General features: G+C 69.1%; 16 protein-coding genes. 11 read left to right on the top strand and 5 right to left on the bottom strand.

What is annotated here, in order from left to right:
• Positions 1-295 precede the first annotated feature (295 nt).
• The 8 genes from ACIBK0_RS36360 to sbnA all read left to right on the top strand — a co-directional run bounded on the left by ACIBK0_RS36360 (position 296) and on the right by sbnA (position 16,235).
• Positions 296-2,404 carry a SpoIIE family protein phosphatase gene (locus tag ACIBK0_RS36360; RefSeq protein ID WP_399089312.1) on the top strand — a complete coding sequence of 703 codons (2,109 nt, stop codon included), beginning with the start codon at positions 296-298 and terminating at the stop codon, positions 2,402-2,404.
• Positions 2,405-2,662: 258 nt separating this feature from the next.
• Positions 2,663-4,219 (top strand): M1 family metallopeptidase, encoded by a 1,557-nt coding sequence (locus ACIBK0_RS36355; RefSeq protein WP_399089309.1) that lies wholly within the window; start codon positions 2,663-2,665, stop codon positions 4,217-4,219.
• A 228-nt stretch (positions 4,220-4,447) separates the two neighbouring features.
• Entirely contained in the window at positions 4,448-6,442 is a 1,995-nt protein-coding gene (locus ACIBK0_RS36350) for an N-acetylmuramoyl-L-alanine amidase (protein ID WP_399089307.1), read from the top strand.
• A gap of 428 nt (positions 6,443-6,870) precedes the next feature.
• Positions 6,871-9,441: a Pls/PosA family non-ribosomal peptide synthetase gene (locus ACIBK0_RS36345; RefSeq protein WP_399089304.1), complete on the top strand. Its 2,571-nt coding sequence runs from the start codon at positions 6,871-6,873 to the stop codon at positions 9,439-9,441.
• A gap of 110 nt (positions 9,442-9,551) precedes the next feature.
• Positions 9,552-12,836: an amino acid adenylation domain-containing protein gene (locus ACIBK0_RS36340; RefSeq protein ID WP_399089643.1), complete on the top strand. Its 3,285-nt coding sequence runs from the start codon at positions 9,552-9,554 to the stop codon at positions 12,834-12,836.
• Between the two features lie 23 nt (positions 12,837-12,859).
• Positions 12,860-13,864, top strand: coding sequence for a TauD/TfdA family dioxygenase (locus tag ACIBK0_RS36335; RefSeq protein ID WP_399089301.1), 1,005 nt, complete (start codon positions 12,860-12,862; stop codon positions 13,862-13,864).
• The gene (sbnB, locus tag ACIBK0_RS36330) at positions 13,861-14,931 is read left to right on the top strand and encodes a 2,3-diaminopropionate biosynthesis protein SbnB (RefSeq protein WP_399089298.1); all 1,071 of its coding nucleotides are present in this window, start codon (positions 13,861-13,863) and stop codon (positions 14,929-14,931) included. Before ACIBK0_RS36335 ends, sbnB begins: the two co-directional genes overlap by 4 nt.
• Before the next feature lie 218 nt (positions 14,932-15,149).
• Positions 15,150-16,235: a 2,3-diaminopropionate biosynthesis protein SbnA gene (sbnA, locus tag ACIBK0_RS36325; protein WP_399089295.1), complete on the top strand. Its 1,086-nt coding sequence runs from the start codon at positions 15,150-15,152 to the stop codon at positions 16,233-16,235.
• A 149-nt stretch (positions 16,236-16,384) separates the two neighbouring features.
• Here sbnA and glpK read toward each other — a convergent pair whose 3' ends face one another.
• Together glpK and ACIBK0_RS36315 are read right to left on the bottom strand one after the other, a co-directional pair.
• Positions 16,385-17,899 carry a glycerol kinase GlpK gene (gene glpK, locus ACIBK0_RS36320; protein ID WP_399089292.1) on the bottom strand — a complete coding sequence of 505 codons (1,515 nt, stop codon included), beginning with the start codon at positions 17,897-17,899 and terminating at the stop codon, positions 16,385-16,387.
• Positions 17,900-17,938: 39 nt separating this feature from the next.
• The gene (locus ACIBK0_RS36315) at positions 17,939-18,706 is read right to left on the bottom strand and encodes an IclR family transcriptional regulator (protein WP_399089289.1); all 768 of its coding nucleotides are present in this window, start codon (positions 18,704-18,706) and stop codon (positions 17,939-17,941) included.
• A gap of 218 nt (positions 18,707-18,924) precedes the next feature.
• Between ACIBK0_RS36315 and ACIBK0_RS36310 the strand changes: the two genes are divergently transcribed.
• Positions 18,925-19,329 carry an ATP-binding protein gene (locus tag ACIBK0_RS36310; protein ID WP_399089286.1) on the top strand — a complete coding sequence of 135 codons (405 nt, stop codon included), beginning with the start codon at positions 18,925-18,927 and terminating at the stop codon, positions 19,327-19,329.
• Between the two features lie 80 nt (positions 19,330-19,409).
• On the opposite strand, the gene ACIBK0_RS36305 is transcribed toward ACIBK0_RS36310, so the two are convergent.
• A complete protein-coding gene (locus ACIBK0_RS36305) occupies positions 19,410-19,970 on the bottom strand; it encodes an FABP family protein (RefSeq protein ID WP_399089283.1) in 561 nt (186 codons plus the stop codon).
• 385 nt (positions 19,971-20,355) lie between these two features.
• On the opposite strand from ACIBK0_RS36305, the gene ACIBK0_RS36300 reads away from it, so the two are divergent.
• Together ACIBK0_RS36300 and ACIBK0_RS36295 are read left to right on the top strand one after the other, a co-directional pair.
• The gene (locus ACIBK0_RS36300; protein ID WP_399089640.1) at positions 20,356-20,943 is read left to right on the top strand and encodes an RNA polymerase sigma factor; all 588 of its coding nucleotides are present in this window, start codon (positions 20,356-20,358) and stop codon (positions 20,941-20,943) included.
• Positions 20,933-21,688 carry a hypothetical protein gene (locus tag ACIBK0_RS36295; RefSeq protein ID WP_399089280.1) on the top strand — a complete coding sequence of 252 codons (756 nt, stop codon included), beginning with the start codon at positions 20,933-20,935 and terminating at the stop codon, positions 21,686-21,688. Before ACIBK0_RS36300 ends, ACIBK0_RS36295 begins: the two co-directional genes overlap by 11 nt.
• A gap of 217 nt (positions 21,689-21,905) precedes the next feature.
• Here the strand turns inward: ACIBK0_RS36295 and ACIBK0_RS36290 are convergent, their stop codons facing one another.
• Both ACIBK0_RS36290 and ACIBK0_RS36285 read right to left on the bottom strand, forming a co-directional pair.
• Complete coding sequence (locus tag ACIBK0_RS36290; protein WP_399089277.1) at positions 21,906-22,817, bottom strand: serine/threonine-protein kinase; 912 nt, start codon at positions 22,815-22,817, stop codon at positions 21,906-21,908.
• Complete coding sequence (locus tag ACIBK0_RS36285; RefSeq protein WP_399089274.1) at positions 22,814-24,676, bottom strand: ABC transporter ATP-binding protein; 1,863 nt, start codon at positions 24,674-24,676, stop codon at positions 22,814-22,816. The genes ACIBK0_RS36290 and ACIBK0_RS36285 overlap by 4 nt, the downstream gene beginning before the upstream one ends.
• Positions 24,677-25,177 lie beyond the last annotated feature (501 nt).

Here is a 25,177-nt window from a genome sequence, read left to right as displayed (position 1 = left end):
CCGTGCGACTCCCGTGGCCCTGCGGGACAGCCGACGCGGCGAGCACCGCCTCTCCGCAGTGGCCCTCGAAGTGGTCGAGCACCTCCTCCGGCAGGTCCGGGTCGCCGTCGGCGCGGTGAGCGGCGCGGCCACAGCCGAAGCGGGGCCGGCATGCCGGGGAGAAGCGGACCTTGCCACGAGCCACCCGCCTCGCCATCGTGTCCCGGCGCTCTGCGGGTGCGATCGCGCCGACCCCGAAGCACGCTGGAAGCACGCCCGGGACACGGGGCAGTGGTGCGCAGGACGGAGCTCGGAGGTGGTCCCCTTGGCGCCCAGCGATCCCGGCCGGCGAGTGGACGAGACGGCGGCCTCGATGCTGGAGGCGCTCTTCACCCAGTCACCGATCGGGCTCCACCTGCTGGACACCGACCTTCGGGTGGTAAGGATCAACACCGCGACCCCCATCATGCGTGGCGTTGACTTGGACGACCTGACAGGGCGCCCCGTATCCGAGGTCTACAGCCTCGTCGACGACGCCGACATCGAGACGTTGCTGCGCGAGGTGCTGGACACCGGAGTCCCTCTGCTGCAGCGCATCGTCCGGGCTCGTCTCAGCGGGGACCCGTCGCAAGAGCGCCACTTCGAGATCAGCGCGCTGCGCCTGGAGAACCCGCACCGGTCGGTGCTCGGCGTGGCGGTCACCGCGATCGACGTCACCGAACGGGAGCAGGCCCGCGCCCGCACCCGGGTACTCGACGCGGTGCGGCGGCACGTGGGACGCACCCTGGATCCGGCCGTGACCGGTGAGGAACTCGTCGCGAGCGTGGTGCCCGCGTTCGCCGATATCGCCATCGTGGAGGTGGTGGACGCCGTGATCCGTGGCGACGACCCGCCGCTGGCCCCGCTGCCCAAGGGCACGCCCCTGATGCGCACCGCGTTCCGCAGCGTCCGTGCGCGGCCGCCGCAGGCTCATCCGGTGGGCGATGTGCGCCGCTTGCCGGCTCCGACCCCCTTCACCCAGGCCCTGGCCGACCTGCGTCCGCGTGTGGTCATGCTCCATCCGACCGCCCGGTGGCTGGCCGTCGATCCCCCGCGCGCGGAGGCGATCCACTCGTCGGGAGCCCATTCCCTGCTCGTGGTTCCTTTGGCGTTGCGTGGCGGGGCCCTCGGCGTCGTCAGCCTGTACCGCACCGGAAACTCGCGCCCCTTCGACGAAGGCGACCGGGAACTGGCGGTCGAGGTGGCCACGCACACGGCGTTGTGCATCGACAATGCCCGGCGCTACATACGCGAGCACACGGTCGCCGCCACGGTCCAGCGCCAACTGCTGCCCCGCCGCCCGGAAACCCACGCGTCGTTGGAGACCGCCTACCTGTCCGTCACCGGCGCCGATCCCGGCGCCTGGTACGACACCATCGCCCTGTCCAGCGCCCGCACCGCCCTGGTCGTCGGCCAGGTGGCGGGACGTGGTCTGCACGCGGCAGCCACCATGGGGCAACTGCGCACTGTCGTACGCTCCCTGTCGGCCTTCGACCTCACCCCCGACGAACTCCTCGCCCGCCTGCACGACATAGCCGGCCAGCTCGCCGCCGAACGCGCCCATCTCCCGCTCGGCGATCCGCTGCGGCGCGAAACGCTCACCGCCGACTGCGTGTACGCGGTGCACGACCCCCTGACCGGGACGTGCACGATGGCTGCAGCGGGCCACCTGGCCCCACTCGTCGTGCGCCCCGACCGCACAGTAACCGGCTGCGGCACACCGGCCGGGCCGCGGCTGGGCACGACAGAGGGCGCGCCCTTCGCCGCCGTCGACGTCGCGGTGCCGGACGGTAGCGTCCTGGTGTTCACCAGTGATCTGAGACTCACCTCGTATCTCGCCGGTACCGCAAAGTCATTGTCGTCGGCGCCGGACTACCACGACCGTCCGCTCCAGGAGCTCTGCGACGCTCTCGTCTACGGACTCCCGGCAGAGCTGGGCGTCGGCAATGCCGCGGTGATCGTCGCGCGCACCCGGTCCTTCCCCCCGGACCAGTTCGCGGCGTGGCCACTGGACTCCGATCCCGCGGCCGTGGCCGTCGCCCGGAGTCGTACCGGCCGACAGCTCGCCGCGTGGGGCGTGGACGACGAGACCGCCTTCAACACCGAGCTCATCGTCAGCGAGCTCGTCACCAACGCCGTGCGATACGGAAGCCCTCCGATCGAGCTCCGCCTGATCCATGACCGCACCCTGACGTGCGAAGTGCGGGACGGCGGCTCGGCCGCACCGCGCCTGCGCCACGCCGGCACGGTCGACGAGGGCGGACGCGGCTTGTTCATCACCGCGCAGCTGGCACAGGCTTGGGGCACCCGTTACACGACTTCGGGCAAGACGATCTGGACCCAGCAGGCACTGCCCGGCGTCGCCGTGCCTGACGGCGCGCTCTGACCCGCGCGGACCGGAACGGTCTGATCCGGTGCGCTGATGCCTCCCGGCCGACGCCACGCGCTCCGCCCTCTCACCCATACGAGCGGGCGATATGCGGATATATTTCATGATAATAATCTCTGGCTGGCATAGTGCGGCCATGAAGATCACGACCGCCGGCAGCCGAGTCGGCCGAACAACGGGGAGCCCCGCCCGTCGAACGACCGGCCGCCATGTGCGGCAACCGATCACATCCCGCGACGCCCAGCGGTTCCTTCGGTGAAGGCGTCGTTCACGAGGCCTCTGAGGGGTCGTCGCCGCCGTGACCTTCCCGCCCGACGCACGGCTTTCGCCCTCGCCCTCACCACTGCCATCGGGATCACCGGCGCCGCCATCATCGTCGGCGCCCTCCCCCGAGGGGACCACCGCTCCCCCGCCCCCGGACCCTCCGCTGCCTCGTCCGGCGAGGACCCCTCCCCCGGCGCCGCGGGCATCGGCGATCCACTCATGCCGTTCGACGGCAACGGCGGCTACACGGTCCGCCACTACACGCTCGCCTTCGACTGGCGGGCACCCAGGACGCCGTTCGAGGCGACTGCCACCATCAGCGCCACCGCCACGCAGGCCCTGTCCCGCTTCGACCTCGACTTCGCGGGCAACACGCTGCACACGGTCACCGTCGACGGCGCACCGGCGACCGCCGCACGCGACGGCGACGAACTCGTCGTCACTCCCATGAAGCCCATCCCCCACAGCGGCAGCTTCACCGTGCAGGTCTCCTACACCGCCGACCCGACGCAGCAACGGCACCGCGGCGACGCGATCCAGGACTACGGCTGGGTGCCCACGTCCGACGGCACCGTGCTCTACGCACAGCCCGACGGCGCCAAGATGATCTTCCCGGCGAACGACCACCCGAGCCTCCGCGCGCCGGTCACCTTCCGCATCACCACCCCACCCGGCCTGACCGCGGTGGCCAACGGCCGGCTCGTCGAACGCGTCCGGCAACCCGACGGAAGGGTCCAGTGGACGTACGACACCGAGCAGCCGGTCGCGGCGCAGCTGGTCCAGCTGGCGATCGGGAAGTTCGCGTTCGTCGACAGCACCGGCCCGCACGGGCTGCCCGTCCGGGACGTGGTCCCCGACGACCTGGTCACCGACACCCGGGAATACCGCTCACTCACTCCCGAGCACCTGGCCTGGCTTGAACGACGCCTGGGCCCATACCCCTTCCGCCGCTACGGAGTGCTGGTCGGGGACACCGACCTGCCCGTGGCGCTGGAGACGCAGTCACTGTCCGTCGTGCCGAGGGCCGACCTGCTGGGCGACCGGGTCGACGCCGAGCGCAACCTCGTACACGAGCTGACCCACCACTGGACCGGCGACAGCGTGGCCATCAGGCGCTGGTCCGACCTGTGGCTGAGCGAGGGGCACGCCCGCTTCTACGAACGTCTCTACGCCGACACACACGGCGGCCCCGGCATCGAGGAGGCGATGCGAGCGGCGTACGAGCAGCACGACCAGTGGCGTCACGACGCCGGCGCGCCCGCCGAGCCCACCGAGCCGACCCTCTTCAAGCAGATGCGGTACGACGGCTCGGCGCTGGTGCTCTACGCCCTGAGGGAGAAGGTCGGCGAGGAGACCTTCGACCGGATCGAACGGTCCTGGGTGACGAAGTACCGGGGCCGGGCCGCCGGCACCCGGGACTTCGTCGTCCTCGCCTCCGCGGTCGCCGGCGAGGACCTGAACCCGTTCCTGACCCCGTGGCTCTACGGGTCGCACACTCCGCCCATGCCGGGGCACCCCGAGTGGCAGGTGGACCCGGTCCAGGACTGAGTCGTCGCACCGCCGGTCACGGCGGGCATCGCACAGTACGGGGCCGTGCGCCCGGGTCCGGCCGGAGCCGACGTGCTGCCGCCGACCGGGTGGCCTGTGCCGTGCGGCTGGTCCACCTCGGTGACGCTTGGCGCGACGTGGCGTGGCGGGCACGGAAGCGTACGAGGGGTGGCGTGAAGGGCAACTCCTTTGTCCTGGTTGCGACGAGCATGGTTGGAGACCCTTGCAATGAGAAAACCTGTCGTCCCCCGTACCCCCCGCCCCACCGTGTGCGGGTGCCGCCGGATCGTGTGCGCGACCGCATCCGCGGCACTCCTGCTCCCGCTGCTGCTCGGCCCGCCGGCCTTCGTCGACGTGGCGGCCGACCAACGCCTGCAGAAAGCTTTCACCGCCGCCGCGGACGAATACCACGTGCCGCAAAGCGTGCTCATGGGGGTGTCTTACCTGCAGTCACGCTGGGACTCCCATTCCGGCGCCCCGAGCGTCGTCGGCGGCTACGGGCCGATGCACCTGGTGGACACCCACCAGGCCCCGGCGACGCCGCCCCGCGGCAATGCCCAGCCGGACGCGGTCGCGGCGGGCCCGTCGTCCTCACGAGAGACGAACCCCTCGGACAGCGGCTTCGCGGACACGGCAGACCTACGACGGGCCGCCCGCCTGATCGGGGCCCCGGTGGGGCAGCTGCGCACGGACGCCGGGGCAAACGTGCGCGGCGGCGCCGCGCTCCTGGCGGCGACGCAACGACGACTCGGCAAGCCGCTCAGCGCCGACCCGGCGGACTGGTGGGAGGCGGTGGCACAGTTCCCCGGTACGGACGACGCCGCGTCCGCGGCGACGTACGCGAACGACGTTTTCGCGCTGATCCGGCGGGGCGCGCACCGCACCACCGACGCGGGGCAGCACCTCACCCTCCCCGCCAGCCCCGGCGTGCGCCCCCGCCCCTCTCCCAAGGACGCGGCGCGGTCGAAGGACGTCGAGTGCCCGGCGGAGCTGTCCTGCTCCTGGCTCAGCGCACCCTACGAAGCGATCGACGACGGTGGCGACTACGGCAATCACGACCTCGCCGACCGGCCCAGGGACCAGAAGATCGAGTACATCGTCATCCACGACACCGAGGCGTCGCTCGCGTCCATGCTCCTGACCGTGCAGGACCCGACGGAGGCGTCCTGGCACTACTCGATCCGCTCCAAGGACGGTCACATCACCCAACACGTCAGGACCAAGGACATGGCCTGGCACTCCGGGAACCAGTTCGTGAACGCGCGCTCGATCGGCATCGAGCACGAGGGATTCCTCAGGCAGCCGCACACCTGGTACTCGGAACAGATGTACCGGGCGTCGGCCCGTCTGGTGCGTTACCTGGCGAAGAAGTACGACATCCCGCTCGACCGGCAGCACATCTTCGGTCACGACAACGTCCCGTCCCCGACCGCCGACTCCATCCCCGACATGCACGACGACCCCGGGCCCTTCTGGGACTGGCGGCACTACTTCGACCTCCTCGGCGCGCCCCTGCGTGCCACGGGCGGAGCGAACAACGACATGGTGACGGTGCTGCCGGACTTCGCCACCCACAAACCGCCGTTCACGGGGTGCACCAAGAGTGGGGTGCTGTGTGCGCCGCACGGCTCCAGCGCCGTCCGCCTGTACACCGAGCCGGACGAGAGGGCCGCGCTGATCCAGGACCCGGGCCGGCATCCGGACGGTGAGGACTCCACGGAGGACGTCAACGACCTGGGGTCGCGGGCCTCCGCCGGCCAGACCTTCGCGGTCGCCGATCGCAGCGGCGACTGGACGGCGATCTGGTACCAGGGCCACAAAGCGTGGTTCAAAAACCCGAAGAAGCACCCGACCGCCGTCAGTGCGAGCGGCCAGATGGTGACTCCGAGGGCCGGCCTGAGCGAGATCCCCGTGTTCGGACGTGCCCTCCCGGAGGAGGACGCCTACCCGGACGACGTGCCGGAGCAGACCGAGTCGCCGCTTCCGTACAGCCTCCTCGCGGGGCAGCGGTACGTGACCCAGGCCCGCCTCGCCGGTTCCTATATCGACAGGTCGTCCTTCGGCGACACACCCAACCCGGTCGTGAGGGGCCAGGAGCAGTACTACGAGATCCAGCTGGGCCACCGGCTGGGCTACGTCCGGGCGAGCGATGTGGACGTGGTGCACTCATCGGCTACGGCAGGCCCGCCGCCAGAACACGCGGCGCGCCCTTCCGCGCGGTGACGGGGCACGGACCGGCGGTGCCGGCCGAACCGAGCCGAGGGGCTTCGCGGTCGCCACACGCTTGTCTCCGGATCAGGCACACGCCACTCGGATGCAGTAGGGCGCGACTCGTGCACAGCTCATCGCCGTCCCGCTGGGCGGGATCGCGGATGAGGAGTGAATCGGGCGGTGAGCGCTCGGCGCTGCCTGCGCCTGGGGTCCGGTGGCGAGAAGCCCCTGGCGCCGTCGAGTGCCACTGCTGGGCCAATGCGATCGAGTTCGAGTGGCAGCCCGACGATGGGCATTGGAGACTTAACACGGTTTTGGAACCCGAAAACAGCTCCCGAACTCATGACTTCCGGATAGCTCGCTCCGGACATCGAAAAGAGCGAGTACAGGGCGCCGACCGTAGTGGTCGAGTGCGCTCGAAAGTTCCTCAAGGAGCTCGCATGGAGGAGAAGTCCGTCGAAGTCCTGACGCCCGGGCCGAAGGGATCTGCGATCGACAAGCGCAGGCACACCGGGTCGAAGACCGGCATCGAGAAAGACCTCGCAGAGGTGCTGGCCGACGTCATATCCGTCGAGCGGGTGTCGGTCGACAGCCACTTCTTCGACGACCTCGGCGCCAACTCGTTGGTCATGGCCCAATTCTGTGCACGCGTCAGGAAACGGGCGGACCTTCCCTCGGCATCGATGAAGGACATCTACCGGCACCCGACGATCCGCAGCCTGGCGACGGGGCTCGCGGACGCGGCGCCCGCCCCTGACGAGTCGTCGGCCCCGGCGCCGACCGAGGTGGTGACACCGGGCAGCACTCCACGGTATGTCCTCTGCGGAACGCTGCAGTTCCTGCTCTTCCTGGGCTATTCCTTCCTCGCCGGATTTGTAGCCGACCGAGGCTACACATGGGTGTCCGCCGACTCGAATTTGATCGGCATCTACCTGCGATCGATCGTCTTCGGCGGCCTCGGGTTCATCGGTCTGTGCACCTTCCCGATCGTGGCCAAATGGCTCCTCGTCGGCCGGTGGAAATCGAGTGAGTTCCCGGTCTGGGGGCTCAAGTATCTGCGCTTCTGGACCGTCAAGGTGCTGATCCATGCCAACCCGATGATTTTCTTCGTCGGCAATCCCCTGTACGTGCTGTATCTGCGAGCCCTGGGCGCACGGATCGGCAAGGGGGTGACGATCCTCTCCCGCCATGTCCCGGCCTGCCCCGACCTGTTGACGATCGGCGCCGGCGCGGTGATCCGCAAGGACTCGTTCTTCCCCTGCTACCGGGCACACGCCGGACGTATCCAGACCGGCAGGGTCACCCTTGGCCGGGACGCGTTCATCGGCGAGAAGACCGTGCTCGACATCGACACATCCATGGGTGACGGTGCCCAACTCGGCCATACGTCCACGCTGTACAGCGGCCAGGCGATCCCGGACGGACAGCGCTGGCACGGATCCCCGGCACAGCCCACGGAGCACGACTACCTGAGAATCGAGCCGGCGAAGTGCGGCGCGCTGCGCCGGGCCGGATTCGGCCTCGTGACCGTGCTTCAACTGTTCCTCGTGTACGTGCCGCTGGTTGTCGGGGGCGCGTACATGCTGTTCAACCTGATTCCCGCGCTGCACAATCGCCTGGGCCCGGGCGCGGTGGGGTTCACGTCGCCGGCTCTCTACGCCGACGCGCTGATCCTGTCCTTCGTGCTGTTCTTCGGCTTCGTCGTCGTGGGCCTCGCTGTACTGTTCACCGTTCCGCGCCTGCTGAACGTGGTCGTCAAGCCGGACAAGGTCTATCCGCTGTACGGGCTTCATTACTCGATACACCGGGCGATCGGGCGCATGACGAACATAAAGTTCTTCAAATGGCTGTTCGGTGACAGCTCCTACATCGTTCACTATCTGCGCGGCCTCGGATACGACTTGTCCCGGGTCGAGCAGACCGGGTCGAACTTCGGCACGGAAGTACAGCACGAGACGCCGTATCTGGTTTCCGTCGGCAGCGGAACGATGGTCGCCGACGGACTCTCCATCGTCAATGCCGAATTCTCGAGTACGTCCTTTCGGGTATCCCGGGCCTCGATCGGGCCACGCAACTTCATCGGGAACAACATCGCCTATCCCTCCGGGGCCAGGACGGGCGAAAACTGTCTCCTCGCGACGAAGGTGATGATTCCTCTCGACGGCGAGGTCCGTGAGGGGGTGGGCCTGCTCGGCTCACCGTGCTTCGAGATTCCCCGGTCGGTCGAGCGCGACTCCCGGTTCGACCATCTCCGGAACGGCGAAGAGTTTCGCCGCAGCCTCGCCGCAAAGAACCGCTACAACATCCGCTCGATGGCCTTCTTCCTACTCGTGCGGTGGCTCTACTTCTTCGTGATCACGGTGGTCGCCCTCGCGGACGTCGATGTGTACGACTCTTTCGGGCATGTACTGATCGCCGCTTTCCTGGTGTTCAGTGCTGTGTTCACCCCCGTGTACTTCGTACTCGTGGAGCGCGGCATCGCGGCATTCCGCACGCTGCGACCGCAGTTGTGTTCCATCTACGAACCGTACTTCTGGTGGCACGAGCGCCTCTGGAAGGTGCCCGACGAGTACCTCAACGTCTTCAACGGCACCCCTTTCAAGAACGTGATCTGGCGGATGCTGGGTGTTCGGCTCGGCAGCAGGGTCTTCGATGACGGCTGCTATTTGACGGAGCGAACGCTCACCACCATCGGGAGCGATTGCACGCTCAATGCGGGAAGCAAGATCCAGTGCCACTCGCAGGAGGACGGCACTTTCAAGTCCGACCGCAGCACGATCGGCGTCGGCTGCACCCTCGGTGTCGGCGCCCATGTCCATTACGGCGTGACGATGGACGACGGCTCAGTGCTCGCCCCCGACTCCTTCCTGATGAAAGGCGAGGAAGTCCCGCGGAACGCTCGATGGGGCGGAAACCCCGCCGCAGAGATGCGAGATACCCCCCATCGGCCTGCCGCACTCGTCCAGAAAGAGGTGGCGGAACCGTCTCGGCCAACACCCCCGACCGGCTGAAGAACATGGCCGACCCGCAGATCAGCCGAGACAGCGGCGACGACTACGGCGCCGCCCCGAAGGGCGGCCCACAGCGCCGCGGCGACCGTGAGTGGTGGGGCAAGGATTCGATGGGAGTGCACGTGGAAGCCGACCGGGAGTTCTGGCGTCGTGAGCTCGTCGCCGGAGGGTTCACCGCCATACCGCGGTGGACGCTCCATCCGGTGACCGGCGTCGTCGACCACGAGACGACGGTCCCGGAAGACGTCGTAGAGCCGTTGCGCCGGCTCGCGGAGGACCTGACGGTCGCATTCGACTCGGTGCTGCTGGCCGCGCACGCCAAGGTGTTGGCCGCGCTGTCCGGTGAACGCGAGGTCGTGTCCGGCTGCGTCCCCGCCAAGGGCGACCGGCCGTTGCCCTGCCGGTTGACGACCGAGCCCGATTCGTGGCGGGCGCTCCTGCTGAGCACCCATCGCGCCGCGTCGGAACTGCTGTCGCACAAGGACTTTCCGGTCGACGATCTCCGGCGCGAACTGGGCCTCACCGAACCGCCCTTCGAGGCCGAGTTCGATCCAAGCGGCGTCGAGGGAGACCTGGCCGAGGACACCGTGCTGTCGGTGGGGTTCTCGGACCACGGCGGCCGGCTCGTGTTGCGACTGCGGTACCGGACAGACGTGCTCGACGCCGACTGCGCTGCCAGGATCGCCGGTTATCACGTCACCGCGCTCGCGCTGATCGTCGCCGATCCGGATGCCGCGCATGAGCAGCAGAGCCTGCTCTCCGCCGACGAACTCCGCTTCCAGCTGGAAGGGCTCGCGGGACCGCGCCGGGAGCTGCCCGATCGCCGAGTGCACGAACTCTTCGAAGAGCGGGTGAGGAAACACCCGGACGCCGTCGCGGCCGTACACGGCGAGCGGCAGTGGACCTACCGCGAGCTCAACTCCCGGGCCAATCGGCTGGCACGCGCGCTGCTGGCGCGCGGGCTGCACCGCGAAGGCGTGGTCGCGGTGGTGACCGAGCGCAACCTGGACTGGCTGGCCGCGGTCCTGGCGGTCTTCAAGGCCGGGGGCGTGTACCTGCCCATCGAGCCGCATTTCCCGGCCGGTCGCATCGCCACCACGCTCTCTCGCGCCGAATGCGCCCTGGTGCTGACGGAACACGGCAGTACCGCCACCCTCGACCACGCGCTCGACTCGCTGCCCGGGATCCGCACGCTCTTCGTCGACGCGGCCTACCAGGAGGATCACCCCGACGGTGATCTCGGCACCGATGTCACGCCGGATCAGCTCGCCTACATCTACTTCACCTCGGGCTCCACCGGAGAGCCCAAGGGCGCGATGTGCGAGCACGCGGGCATGCTCAACCACCTCTACGCCAAGATCGACGACCTGGAGATCTGCGAGGGACAGGTGGTCGCCCAGACCGCACCCCAGTGCTTCGACATCTCGCTGTGGCAACTGGTGTCCGCCCTCCTGGTCGGGGGGCGGACCCTGCTGGTGGAGCAGGAGGTGATCCTCGACATCCAGCGGTTCGTCGACAAGATCGCTGACGGCCGTGTCGCCGTCCTCCAGGTCGTCCCCTCCTACCTGGACGTCGTCGTGTCCTGTCTGCAGCAGCACCCCCGCGAGCTGCCGGACCTGCGGTACGTGTCGGTCACCGGCGAGGCGCTGAAGAAGGAGCTCACGCAGCGCTGGTTCGCCGCCCAGCCCGGGATCAAACTGGTCAACGCCTACGGGCTGACCGAGACATCGGACGACACCAACCACGAGGTCATGGACCGCGTGCCCACCGGGGACCGGGTTCTGCTGGGTCCCGCGGTCAACAACGTGCACGTCTACGTCGTCGACGAGCACCTGAACCCGGTGCCGCTCGGCGCCCCCGGCCTGATCGTCTTCTCCGGCGTCTGCGTCGGTCGCGGATACATCAACGATCCCGAGCGCACCCGGCAGGCCTACCTCGCGGATCCGCACCGTGCGGGCGCCCGGCTCTACCGGGGCGGCGACTACGGGCGCTGGCAGCCCGAGGGCAAGTTGGAGTTCCTCGGCCGCCGGGACACCCAGGTGAAGATTCGTGGCTTCCGGATCGAGATCGGCGAGATCGAGAACACCCTGCTGCGGGCCCCCGGTGTGCGCGACGGCGCGGTGGTGGTCGCCGAACGGGCCGACCAGAGCAAGCACTTGGTGGCGTTCTACTCCGGACCGCGGCCACTCGAGGTCGAGGTCCTGACGGACCAGCTCGGTGAGTCGCTGCCGGAGTACATGGTCCCGTCGGCCTTCCACTGGCGGGAAAGTCTGCCGCTGACGGCCAACAGCAAGATCGACAGGAAGGCGTTGCGGGCGCTCGCCGGAGAACTCGACGTCGTCCAGAACGACTTCCACGCGCCGCATACACCGACCGAACAGCAACTGGCGGCCGCATGGGCAAAGGTGCTCGGCATCCCGCAGAACCAGATCGGCCGGCGGGACCACTTCTTCGACCGCGGCGGCACGTCGCTGTCGGCAGTGAAGCTGGCGATCACTCTGGACCGTACCGTGTCCCTCAAGGACGTCACCGGCCACCCGGTGCTTGCCGACTTGGCCGTGCTGGTCGACGGCAGGTCCAAGCCGCGCCCTGGTCCGGTCGGCGCCGGGTCCGAGCAGCGCTCCGGGCTGCTCCAGCAACTGTCGGCACCGGACGGGGCGCAGGCCGCCCTGGTGTGCTTCCCCTACGCGGGCGGCAACGCGGTGAACTTCCAGCCGTTGGCCGGAGCACTGCAGGGCGGCGGGCCCGCGGTCTACGCCGTCGAGCTGCCAGGTCACGACGTGGCCGCCGAGAGTCAGCCGTTCGCGCCGATGACAGAGGTGGTCGAGCAGGTCGTCGACGAGATCGTCCGGCGTGGCCTGACCAAGGTCCTGCTGTGGGGCCACTCGTCGGGCACCGCGTTGGCCCTGGAGACGGCCGGAAAGCTGCAGAAGCGCGGAGTGGACGTCCAACGGGTGTTCCTTGGCGCGCAGTTGCTCGGCAACACCGTCGACCGGCGGGCCACCATCACGGAACTGACCGGGCGAAGCAACGCCGAGATCGCCGCGAAGCTGATGGCGGACGGCGGGTACACCGAGCTCGGTGAGCTGGATGCGCAGCACGCCGAGCACATCGGCGCCGCCTACCGGCACGACTGCGTGTCCGCACACGGCTACTTCGCCGACGCCCTGGACAGTCCACCGGCGCTGAAGCTGTCCGCGCCCGTCACCGTGGTCGTCGCCGCCGACGACCCGAGCACGGCGGACCACCGGCGCCATTACCGCGACTGGCAGCTCCTGGCCGAACAGGTCGACCTGCACGAACTCGCCGACGGCGGCCACTACTTCCCGCGCACCCGTCCGACGGAGGCCGCACAGGCCGTACTGCAGGCCGCCCCATTGTTCGCTTCTTCCTGAGTGGCAACAGAAAGGAAATCGAGATGTCGTCCCTGTCCACGGAGTCGCTGGTCGACGTGGAACTCACGCCCGGCAAACCTCCGCTCCTGCGGGTCGAGGCCGCCGGTGGCGCGCCGAGTTGGGCGGCCGAGCACCGGGACGCGCTGCGCGCTGTCGTCGCCGAGCACGGATCGATCCTGGTCCGCGGCCTCGGACTGCGCGACGCGGCCGGAACCGGCGCCGTCTTCTCGAAGCTGGCCACCCGCCTGATGGCCGAAAAGGAGGCCTTCACGCCCCGGCAGACTTACACCGACGGCGTGTACTCCTCATCGAAGTGGCCGCCGAACCAGCCGATGTGCATGCACCACGAACTGAGTTACACACTCGAGTTCCCCGGCCTGATGATGTTCGCCTGTGTGAGCGCGCCCACGGCCGGCGGGGCGACCGCGGTGGCCGACTCGACGGCCGTACTCGCCGCACTGCCCGCCGAGTTGACCGAGCGGTTCGAGCGGGAGGGCTGGCTGCTCACCCGCAGCTACAACGACGAGATCGGGGCGTCCGTCGCCGAGGCGTTCGGCACCGAGGACCGTGACGCGGTCGAGAGCTACTGCCGCGCCAACGCGATCACGTTCGAGTGGCAGCCCGACGGCGGACTGCGCACCACACAGCGTCGCAGCGCCGTGGTGCGTCACCCGGGCAGCGGCCGACGCTGCTGGTTCAACCAGATCGCGTTCCTCAACGAGTGGACGATGGCCCCCGAGGTGCGCGAGTACCTGGTGGACGTCTACGGCGCCGACGGGCTGCCGTTCAATACCCGCTTCGGCAACGGCGACCCGATCGGCGAGGACGTCGTACAGCTGCTCAACAGCGTCTACGAGGCCAACACCGCACGCGAGCCGTGGCAGGCCGGCGACCTGATGCTCGTCGACAACGTCCGCACCGCGCACAGCAGAGAGCCCTTCGAGGGTCCGCGCGAAGTGCTCGTCGCCCTGGCCGACCCGATGCGTCTGGCCGACTGCTCGCCGACCGTGGAGGTGACCGCGGAATGACCACCATCGATTCCACCGCGACGAAGTCCGCGACGGCCGCGCCGATGACCGTGCCGCCGTTCGCGGTGATCTCCGGTACCCAGGTCCAGCACGCACTGCGCGGACGCGAGAAACAGATCGTGGAGTTGGTCGAGGCCACCTACCGCGTGCACGGCGCCGGTGATTCGGTCAACCCACCGTCGTACTTCCTGCGTTTCCCCGACCGCCCGTCCTCCCGCATCATCGCGCTGCCCGCCTCGATCGGCGGGGACGTACGGGTGGACGGACTGAAGTGGATCTCCAGCTTCCCGGAGAACGTGCAGGCCGGGATCCCGAGGGCATCGGCCGTGCTGATCCTCAACGACCATGACACCGGCTACCCGTTCGCCTGTCTGGAAAGCTCGATCATCAGCGCCACCAGGACGGCCGCGTCGGCGGCAGCGGCGGCCGACTGGCTAAGCCGCGGCCGACCCCGCCCGACACGCGTCGGGTTCTTCGGAGTGGGCTTGATCGCGCGCTACATTCACACCTTCCTGGCCGGCACCGGCTGGACCTTCGACGACATCGGCGTCCACGACCTGTCCCCCGACAGCGCGGCAGGCTTCCGGTGCTACCTGGAGCAGTCGGGCGCCACCGCCCGGATCACCGTGCACGACAGCGCCGAGCAGCTGATCCGAAACAGCGACCTGGTGGTCTTCGCCACCGTCGCCGGTGAGCCGCATGTCGGCGACCCGTCCTGGTTCGCACACAACCCGCTGGTGCTGCACGTGTCGCTGCGCGACCTCGCGCCGGAGATCCTGCTCGCCTCGACCAACATCGTCGATGACGTCGAGCACTGCCTGAAGGCGAACACCTCGCCGCATCTGGCCGAGCAGCTCACGGGCAACCGGGACTTCCTGCACGGCACGTTGGACGACGTGATGGGCGGGCGGGTGACGGTGCCGCCGGACCGGCCGGTGGTGTTCTCGCCCTTCGGTCTCGGGGTGCTCGACCTGGCGGTCGGCAAGCACGTCTACGACGAAGTGGTCCGCGGCGGGCAGTTGCACGTCGTCGACGACTTCTTCCACGAACTGAGCCGGTACGGATGAGCCGGCCAGGAGCCCCGGAGGCTTGTCCAGGGCTGCCCCCAGGAGAGATCACCGGTCAAGTCGCCGCAGGTCAGGGCAGACGAGACAGCGGCCACTGATGCGATGCAGGGCCCCCCTCCGGTCCGGTTGGACACGGGCTCCCGCCCCCGAAGCGAGAACCCCGCTCACGGTCGGACGGACGTTCCGAAAGCGCTCTGCTCCAGATAGAGGAGACCATCGTGCCCGTCATATCCGTTCCCCACGATTTCAATGAAGAGGGGCTCTATGTCGACCTTCGGTCGATCTTCGGGCATGCACTCTTCCTGAAGTGTGAGGGCTTCAACTTCGCCGGCTCGATCAAGTTGAAGGCCGCGACCGAGATGGTGGAGACCGCGGAGCGGGATGGACTCCTGAAGCCGGATTCCATCCTGGTGGAGTCCTCGTCCGGAAACCTCGGTGTGGCCCTGAGCATGATCGCCGCGAGCAAGGGCTACCGGTTCCTGTGCGTGACGGACTCCCGCTGCAACCTGTCGACCAGGATGATGATGGAGGCCCTGGGCAGTCAGGTGCACATCATTGCGGGCCAGGAGGCCAACGGCGGCTTCCTCGGCGCGCGGATCGAGTACGTCCGCGCGCTGTGCGCCTCCGACGACCGGTACGTGTGGCTCAGCCAGTACACCAATCCGAACAACTGGAAGGCGCACTACCGCAAGACGGGGCCGGAGATCGCCCGCCAGTTCCCGAAGCTGGACGTGCTGTTCCTCGGAACCGGCACCGCCGGGACCCTGATGGGCTGTGCGCGCTACTTCCGGGACTGGCACCGGCCCGTACGGATCATCGCAATGGACAGCGTCGGCTCAGTGGCCTTCGGCGGAACCCCGGGACGCAGGATGATCCCCGGCCTGGGGATGAGCATGCGCCCGCCACTGCTCGACGAGTCCTACGTGGATGAGGTCATCCGGGTCGAGGAGGCGGACACCATCCGTGCCTGCCACCGTCTGGCCAGGCGTGGGTTCCTGTTCGGCGGCTCCACCGGCACGGTGGTCAGCGGCGCCATGGACTGGCTGGCCCGGCAGGACAACCGCGAACTCACCGCCGTGGCCGTCGCCCCGGATCTCGGCGAGCGCTACCTCGACACCATCTACCAGACCAACTGGCTGCACGATCTCTACGGCGAAGACGTGCTCAAGTCGGATGAGGTGCCCGCCGGTCCCTGGACGGCCTCCCCCACGCCCCCCGCACGGTGGGGCCGGCGGCTGGACCTGAAGAACGGCGACCGCAACGGCACACAGCACCCTCAGTTCCAGGATCGTAGGACCCGGTGAGCCGAGGACGCCGCGTTCGAGACAGCGCCGTGGCAACTCGCCGCGCCACGGCTCGTCCTGGATGATCCACGACGCGCACCCGGGCTTGCGACGGAGTTCGAACCCGGGACGCGCCGACCGCCGCTCGGCACAGCGGGTACCGCCCACAATCAGGTGGACCCCGGCGGTTTGATCCACCCCAGCGAACGCTCGACGGCTCGCTGCCAGTTGGCGTATTCCGACTCACGCCGCTCGGGGTCCATGTCCGGCAGCCACTGGCCGGCCCGGTGCCAGTTGCGGCGCAGGACTTCCAGGTCCGGCCAGTAGCCGGCGGCGAGGCCCGCGGCGTAGGCGGCACCGAGGGAAACCGTCTCGGAGACCATGGGCCGCACCACGGGCACGTCGAGCACGTCGGCCACGAACTGCATGAGCAGGTTGTCCGCTGTCATGCCCCCGTCCACCTTGAGCTGCTTCAGGGCGACCGAGAAGTCGGCGTTCATGGCGTCGACGACCTCTCGCGTCTGCCAGCCGGTGGCCTCCAGGACGGCTCGGGCCAGGTGTCCCTTGGTGATGTACGAGGTGAGGCCGACGATGACACCGCGTGCGTCGCTGCGCCAGTGGGGTGCGAACAGACCCGAGAACGCGGGGACGATGTAGCAACCGCCATTGTCCTCGACCGTCCGCGCGAGCGTCTCGATCTCCGGCGCGCTGCTGATCAGTCCCAGACGGTCACGGAACCACTGGACCAGCGAGCCGGTGACGGCTATCGAACCCTCCAGGGCGTAGACCGTGGGCTGACCCCCGATCTTGTAGGCGACGGTCGTGAGGAGTCCGTGCCGGGACCGCACGACATCGGTACCGGTGTTGAGCAGCAGGAAGCTGCCCGTCCCGTACGTGCACTTCGCCTCGCCCGGGGAGAAACAGGTCTGGCCGAACAGAGCGGCCTGCTGGTCACCGAGGGCGGCCGCGATACGGACGCCCGGGAGGACCGAGCGGGCATCGCCGTAGCCCTCGGCCGAGGACCGGATCTCGGGCAGCATGGGGCGCGGAACCCCGAAGAACGCCAGAAGCTCCTCGTCCCAGGTGAGCGTGCGGATGTTCATCAGCATGGTGCGGCTGGCGTTGGTGGCGTCGGTGATGTGCAGGCCGCCGTCCGTGCCCCCGGTGAGGTTCCAGATCAGCCAGCTCTCGATGGTGCCGAACAGCACCTCGCCGTCCTCGGCGCGCTGATCCAGTCCCTCGACATGGTCGAACAGCCAGCGGATCCGCGGCGCCGAGAAGTAGGTCGAGGGGGGCAGGCTGCAACGTTCGAGGAAGAATTCGTCTCCCGGTTGCTGTCTCAGGTCCTCGACGAGCGGTCCTGTGCGGGTGTCCTGCCAGACGATCGCCCTGCCCACCGGCGCACCCGTCCGCCGGTCCCAGAGCACCGTCGTCTCCCGCTGGTTGGCGATACCGATGGCGGCGATCTCTCCCGCGCCGACACCGGCTTCGGACAGGGCCTCGGGCACGACGCGCTGCAGATTGCGCCAGATCTCGACGGCGTCGTGCTCGACCCAGCCGGGCCGGGGAAAGTGCTGCTGATGCTCTCGTTGGGCGACCGACACGAGCCGCCCATGGTGGTCGAACAGGATGCATCGGGTGGAGTTGGTGCCCTGATCGATGGACATCACATACCGTTCAACCATGATCGGATCTGCCTTCCGATGTGTCGAGGAGGCGGGGGTTCACCAGCGAGCTGCTCCCAGGTCTCTGGAGATCGCCCGTGCGGCCTCGCGGAGCAGGGTGATCAGGCTCGGCCGGGGACGGCCCTGGTTGTCGCAGATCCTCTCCACCGGGCCGGACAGGCTGATGGCGCCCACCACGAGGCCGCCGTGTCCGCGGATCGGCGAGGCGACGCCGGCCTCGCCCATGCTCATTTCCTGGACCTCCGCGGCCCATCCGAGTTCCCGGATCTCGGCGAGCGCCCGGGTGAGTTGCTCCGGGACGACCAGGGTGTGCCTGGTGTAGGCCTCCAGCCCGGTTTCCAGGGCCGGTTCCAGGGGCGCGGTCCCGAAGGCCAGCAGAACCTTGCCGAGCGAGGAGGCATGGAGAGGCAGCAGCGAACCCACGTCCAAGGTCTGGAGCGTGTCGTCCGGCCGGAAGACATGGTGGATGACAAGGACGTTGCCCTCCAGGGGGGTGCCCAGGCGGACCGCTTCCCCGCTACGGGCGGCGAGTGCGTCGGCCCAGTTGATGGAGCGTGACCGCAGCTCATTGACGTCGAGGTAGCTGGTGCCGAGGTGCAGCAGGGCTGCCCCGAGCTGGTACTTTCCGGTCGCCGCATCCTGCTCCACGAAATCCACGTGCTGGAGAGTGCGCAGAATGCCGTGGGCGGTGCCCTTCGCCAGCCCGAGCGAGGCCGCCACCTCGCCGAGCCCGAGCCGACGTGGCCCGCCGGCGAGCAGACGCAGGATCGCCGCTGCCCGTTCGATCGACTGGACTGGGCCGGCCATGACACGAGCCTATTACCGCTGTGGAGGGTCCGCTTTACGTACAGGCGGGTACTTCACCACTGAATGACCGGAGACGTTCGGTAATGCCGACCGCCATTCATTGACCGGCCACTCTTCGCTTCATAACGTGCTCTCAGGCCCGGCAACGCCCGCTGGGGCCCGGGATCCGGCCGGCAGCGGTCACCGGAGGGGAGCACATGGCGGTACAGCTCAATACGATGCCTCGTCAGGCAGTCGCACACGTCATTCCTCTGCCGCATTTCGCCGGTGCCGTGTCGGCCGTACGCCGACGGGCGAGGGCACTCCTCGCCGACTGGAACGTGTGCCCGGAGATCGTCGAGGACTCACTCCTGGTGGTCACGGAACTGACCACCAACGCGATCGTGCACGCCTTGCCCCCGGCGGAGCTCCGGCTGACCTGGGTCCGCGGCGACGGGCTCGGCACGTTGCGCGTCGAAGTCACCGACGCGGGACGTGCACTTCCGGCCGGGCAGTCGCCCGCGGGATTCGACCCGGACGAGCACGGCCGGGGCGAGGAGATCGTCCACGCACTGGCGACTGGGCACGGCATACATGTCCACTCCGGCGGGGTCACCCGGTGGGCCGATCTCGTCGCGGCGTGAACGCGCGGCTTGTGAACCGTCGCACACGGCAGCACCCCGGTCCCGACCAAGGGACACCGTCGACTCGGGTGCCCGACCGGCTATGACACGTCCGAAGAGCTCAAGCGCCTGCGTCGCAGCCGTGCCGAGAGATGGTGCTGCATCGGCTGACCCACCGCCTCGAGGTCGTGGTTGAACGTAAGCGTGTCGCCGGTCAGCGCGTAGCGGCGGCGGGTGGCGTCGACCTTCTTGGCCGTGGGGGCGAGGGCCACCTCATGACTGGACAGATCGACCGTGCCGTCGGTCGCAAGGCCGACCATGATCTCAGCGATGCCGGTGGGTTGGGTGATCAGCGCCTCCACCCGGCCATCGGGCTGAAGCCGCCACCAGCCGCTCTCCCGGGCCGACGGACGCAGCGGTGCGTCATCGTCGTCGAGCAGCCAGGCCCTGGCCTCGTAGCGCAGGAAGGGACGGCCGTCATGACTGAAGGTCACTTCCTGGGCGTAGTTGAAGTCGCCGGAGAGCGTCGGGTACCCGCCCTGGCCCCGGCCGTACCAGGAGCCCAGGAGTCCGAGCACGGGCTGGAGCAGTGCGTGCGGCGCGGGGGCCTCGTCCGGTCGGTGGCTCTCGGGGTACGGGTACTCCGGTGCGGGGTCGAACACGGTGTGCGCTCCTGGGATCGGTGCCGGTGCCGGGTGGCAGCCTAGGACGTCGGTCCTCTCGGCGACGCGCACGGGAGGCTGCCTCCGGCCCGTCACCGTCGAGGTCGTCATCTGGCGCCAGGACGACGTGCCGCCCGATGACGCGGCATTGCTCCACCTCGCCGGGCAGGTGCTGCCGACGATCCCGGGCTGGTCCGCCGGCTGACGCGTCACCCGCGGTACTCGCCCGGGCCGAGGGCGGCGATCACGCTTCAGCCCCGAGAACGACGTCCCCCTCAGCACCTGCGTCCGATCGCGCGCCGCACTCCGAAGCGAGAAGAATCGGAGCATGAGCTTCCGCAAGGGGCGGGCAATCTCCTGGCGCGGGCGCACCGTATATACGGGTATGCAAGGGTTCCGGCTTTCGGTGGGCCGCCTTCCGGACGAGGCGCTGCTGTCCGGACTGGCCACCGGTGACCCGGAACTCGCCGTCACCTTCGTGCGAAGGTTCCAGCACACGGTCTTCGGTGTCGCCATCGCCGTCATCGGGGATCCCCAGCTCGCCGAGGACATCACCCAGCAAACGTTCGAGCGTGCGTGGCGTCATGCGCAGATGTACGACTCGCGCCGCGGTTCGGTGACGACCTGGCTGACCACCATCGCCCACAACCTCGCCATCGACACCGTCCGCTCGCGGCGGCCGGAACCGATGGCACCCGAAGACCTCGACGCCATCCTGGGCGTCGTCAGTGAGACTCCTGAGCAGCACGCGCTGGCCGACGAGGCGTCGTCCCGGCTGCGGGCCGCCGTGGCGGAGCTACCGCGCGAACAGGGCCGCGCCCTGGTGATGGCGGGTATCTACGGTATGACGGCCCAGCAGATCGCCGACCGGGAGGAGATCCCGCTGGGCACCGCCAAGACGCGTATCAGGACGGCGATGGGAAAGCTGCGGACCACGCTCACGTCTCCGAAGCGAGGCAATGATGTCCAGTGACGTGACCTGCGAGAAGCTGCGCCAGCTCGGCGCCGAGCTGGCTCTCGGTGTGCTGCCCGGCCGCGAGCGGGCCGGCGCGGTCGCCCACCTGGACCACTGTGCGGACTGCCGGGAGTACATCGAGCAGCTGACCCTCGTGGGCGATGGGTTGATCGGGTTGCTGCCGGGCAGCGAGCCGCCGGTCGGCCTCGAGACCCGGGTGACGCAGGCGCTCACGCAGGCGGCGTCGGAGCGCGAGGGGCGTCAGCAGGCCCGCGGGTCCGGCATCCACCGCATGGGCCTGGGCGGTCGCGCACGCCTGCGTGTCGCCTCAGCCGTGGCCGCCCTCGTACTCGCCGTCGGGTTCGGCGGCTGGGCGATCGGCACGGCGGTCCAGGAGGTCACGGCCGGCTCTTCCCAGTCCGCCCAAAACGAGGCGGGCCTGTTGGAGGGCGGACTGACCTCGGCCCAGGCCCCCGGCAGGCCGACCGGTGAGATCTACGCCCACCCAGGGCCCCCGGGCTGGATCTACATGAAGGTCAACCTCGCCGCGGCCGGTACTCCGTACAACGGGCAGGTCACCTGCCTGCTGGAGCACAGTGACGGCACCATGTTCCGCGTCGGCAACTTCACCCTGCGTGAGGGCTATGGCTTCTGGGGTGGTCCGGCCTCTGTCGACCCCTCGGCGCTCTCCGGCGCCCGGCTGACGTCGCCCGACGGCACCGTGCTTGCCACGGCCCGATTCGAAACGGGCGACGTGACGTGACCCGTCGGGCTCCGAAGCAGCCGGCCCGCTAGTGCCCCAGCAGGCAACGTTCGCCCCGTCGCGACGCCCGGCACGCCCTCTCGCCGCACCGGCCGAAAGCCCAAGTACATCCAGTACGAGGACTTCCGGCAGGCACACCGAGAGCACCCACCGGACACCGCTCCTTGACGGGCGAACGTTGCCTGCCGGGGTACTAGCGAGAGCGCCGTACCGGAGCTCAGTGCGCGGCGCGGAGCCCCTGGCCCGGCAGTATCGCGCCGAGTGCCGCGGCCAGCTCGGGGACCGTGGGCCGGGCCGAGGGGTCGTCGCGCAGGCAGCCGTCGATGGCCGCGGCGAGAACCCGTGGCAGGCGGCGCCGCGACGTGATCGGCGGGGCCGTCTCCTCCAGCTGCGGATACCAGTCGTCCCGCTCCCCTGGGGCGTCCTCGTCCTCCGCGTCCGCGCTCCTCGCGTCGTAGGGCTCATCCGTGATCTCGCCGCAGTCGAACGGCGCGTCACCGCCGGCCACCTCGTACAAGGTGATGCCGATGCCCCACACGTCGGCCGCGGCCGACAGCTGTCCACCGCGCGCTTGCTCCGGCGAGAGGTAGCGGAATGTGCCCACCCCGGGAGGAGCGATCCCGGGCGGCCGCGCCACGCTGAGGTCGAGCACCTTCGCGTGGCCGCAGTCCACCACGATGTTGGAGGGCTTGAGGTCCAGATGCAGCACGCCCTGACCGTGCAGGTAGTGGATCGCGGAACACAGCTGCACACCGAGCAGCGCCACGTCGGCGGCGCCCGGCCGGCGCCGCAACCGTTCGATGAGGTGGGACAGTGTCTCCCCGGTCAGCGTCTCCAGGACGACGAGCGGCTCGGGCGATTCGAAGGCCTCGTACGCGCGGACCAGGTGCGGATGGGCGAAGGTCCGCAGCCAGCGGCCCTCCCGCAGCAGTCGATCACGCAGCCCCGCCTCGTCGCGGAGGTCCGGACGCAGCATCTTGACGACGCAGCGGCAGGCACGGTCCTCGCTCCAGGAGTCGTACAGGTCCAGCCATCCCGTGCGCGCCAGGTGCCCCAGGATCTCGTAGCCCGGAACCGGACGGGTGCCCGGTGCCAGGGGCGGGGCCGATCCTGCCTGGGCATCGGTCATGACGGCACCGTTCCCGATGACGAGGAACCCGCCTGCGCGGGACTGGTCACGACGTGCAGCCGGTGGAGCCGGGCGTACGTCCCGCCGTGTACGAGCAGGTCGTCGTGCGGACCGGACTCGACGACCCGGCCGCGGTCGAGCACCACGATCCGAGTGGCGTCACGGACGGTGAGCAGGTTGTGCGAGATGACGATGGTCGTCCGCCCGGCCATGAGTCGGCGCAGCGGGTCCATGATCCTGCGGCCGGACTGCGCGTCCAGGCCGGTGGTCGGCTCGTCCAGCAGCAGTACGGGCGCGTCCCTGATCATCGCGCGCGCTATCGCCAGACGCTGGCGTTGTCCGCCGGACAGCGTCCGGCCGCGTTGGCCGACCAGGGTGTCGTACCCCTCGGGGAGCAGGCGGATGAACTCGTGGGCGTCCGCGGCGTGCGCCGCCGCGACGATCTCCGCCTCCGTCGCCTCGGGTCGGCCGTAGGCGATGTTCTCGCGCACCGTGCCGTGGAAGACGAGCGTCTCCTGCAGCACCACCGCGACGCTTTCCCGCACGTCGGACAGGAGCATCTTCCGCAGATCGCGGCCGTCGAGACGGACCGTGCCCTGCTCGGGGTCGTAGAAACGGAGCTGCAGCTTCGCGACCGTGGACTTACCGGCCCCGCTGGCCCCGACCAACGCCAGGGTCTCGCCGGGAGCGACGTGGAACGACACACCGGACAGCGCCCAGCGCGCCGTACCGGGATAGCGGAAGGACACGCCGTCGAACTCGACCTCGCCCCGCGCTCGGCCGATCCGCCGGGCGTCCGCGGCCTCGACGACCTGGGGGCGCTGGTCCAGCAGCTCGATGATCCGTTCCGCGGAGGCCGACGCGGCGTAGAAACTGTTGCCGAGGCGGGAGAGGTCGCGGATCGGGCTGTAGAGCTTGCCGATCAGCGCCAGGAAGACCAGCAGCCCGCCCAGCGTGAGCCGGCCCTGCGCCAGTTTCCAGGTGCCGAGCCCCATGACGGCGAGGGCGCCGGACACCTCGATGATCTCGACGAGCGGTCGGTAGACGGCACGGATCCGCGCCGACGCCATCGCGGCGCGGAACTTGCCGACGTTCTCGCGCTCGAAGCGGCGCTGCTCCCAGCTCTGCCGGTTGTACGCCTGGACCAGGGCCACGTTGCCCAACGACTCCTCGGCGACCGCGCTGAGCGAACCGCTGCGACGTCTGCGTTCCCGCGACGCCTGCTTGATCAGCCGGGAGAAGTGGCGGGCGGCGCCCCAGAACAGCGGCACGATGACGAGCGCGAGGAGCGTCAGATCCCATTGGAGGTAGAGGAGGAGACCGAGGAAGACGCCCAGCCGGATCACCTGGTAGAGCGCGTCCGCGACACCGGACAGCAGAAACGTCTCGACGGCGTCCACGTCACCCGTGACACGAGACAGCACGTCTCCCAGCCGCCGCCGTTCGAAGAATCCGAGCGACAGTCCCTGGACGTGCCGGAACACGTCGGAGCGCAAGGCCAGCAGGAACCGCTCGCTGACCCACGTGGACGTCATGTCGTCGGCGAACCCCAGAAGGCCGGAACCGACGATGAGCCCCAGGTAGGTCGGCGCGATCCAGAGAAAGGGTTTCAGATCTCGCGGGACGAGCACCTCGTCCACCACGATCTTGAAGAGCCACAGTTCGGCCGCGTCGACGAGAGGCCCGATCAGGCTGAAGAGGACAAGAGGGATGAGCCAGCGCCGACGACCGCGTGTGTAGGGCCAGAAGCGCCGGAACACCTCGCGCGGGGGCACTGGTGGCGCGGCCGCCACCACGGCATCGGCGTCCTCGCCCACTGACAGCAGACGCCGCAGAACGTGCCGTGGGATACGCACCATGGCAAGGGTCCGTCGTGGCTCGACGACGGAGTGGACCGGGGCCTACGGGCCCCGGTCTGCTCAGTCCTCAGTCGTGGTGACCGTGGTCACCGCGGTGACCGTGGTGACGAGAATTGTGATCGTCGAAGGAGTCACGACGATGGCGGCCGTGCCCCCTCATCGAGGTGTCGTCGTGCCTCGAGGTCGAATCCCTTCCGTGGTCACGGTGTTTGGCAGGAAAGAGATCACTGAAGATCGCCATTGCATTCCTCCCGCTGAAATTTCCCTCGTAGGAGATACGCGTCAAGGACGGAATGGGATGGCGTCTCGCGGCAAAAAGACGGATTACCTTCCAGGGATGCGGGTCTCGGGTGGGCAGCGGCGGAAGCGGAGCCATCCGTGAGCCGTGGGGCGGGGGGGGGCCGGCCCCCGGGCCGGTGTACGGGAGCCCCCCGGCCGGGGCGGGGTGGGTTTGGGGGGACACCACCTGTGAGGGCGCCAAAGATGCTGCGGGAGTCGGGC

Origin of the sequence: Streptomyces sp. NPDC050564 (assembly GCF_044457265.1) — a bacterium.
GTDB lineage: Bacteria > Actinomycetota > Actinomycetes > Streptomycetales > Streptomycetaceae > Streptomyces.
Note: the sequence above shows the minus strand (reverse complement) of the source record. Positions and strands in the feature narration are given on the sequence as shown.